Here is a 635-nt window from a genome sequence, read left to right on the forward strand (position 1 = left end):
TAGGTTATAAAAATTTGAATCTTTTTATATTGAAAAGAGATCTGATTTTCAAGGATAGGTAGGACAATGAAGATTCGTAATAAGAAAGACTTTATTTCCGGCCTTTTGTTTTCTATGCTTGGTGTTTTTTTTGTTTTGATGGCAAGGAAATACAATTTTGGAAGCCTCAGAGAAATCGGCCCCGGATTTTTTCCAATCATATTAGGAATCGTATTAATGGTATTAGGCGTTATAATTGTATTTTATTCCATAAGCGTTAAAGGGAATACTGTTTACCTCAATGCTTTGCACTGGAAACCTATAATAGTGCTTTCTTTATCCATATTCGTATTTTTAGCTGTAATACCTAACTTGGGATTCATTTTAGCTGTTTTTTCATTGTTAATGATTTCATGCTTCGCATATCCTGGAAAAAGAAAAATGACTGAACTTTTCTTAATAACTGTTGGCCTCACCATGTTGGCGATTTTAGTGTTCATTATTGGGCTAAAACTACCTATAAATTTACTTCCAGTTTTTTTTATCAAAAAGGGCATGTGATATGGATTTTATTACTAATCTTTCAATTGGGTTTCAGACAGCTCTTTCAGCAATTAACTTGATATATGGATTTATCGGGTGCTTACTTGGAACAT

At 32.1% G+C, this 635-nt stretch carries 1 protein-coding gene; it reads left to right on the forward strand.

Going from position 1 to position 635, the window contains the following annotated elements; translation table 11 throughout:
• The first annotated feature begins 66 nt into the window (after positions 1 to 66).
• Positions 67 to 540 carry a tripartite tricarboxylate transporter TctB family protein gene (locus tag AC29Z1_RS17490; RefSeq protein ID WP_488272721.1) on the forward strand — a complete coding sequence of 158 codons (474 nt, stop codon included), beginning with the start codon at positions 67 to 69 and terminating at the stop codon, positions 538 to 540.
• The last annotated feature ends 95 nt before the right edge of the window (positions 541 to 635 follow it).

The organism is Sporomusa sp. (genome assembly GCF_057736855.1).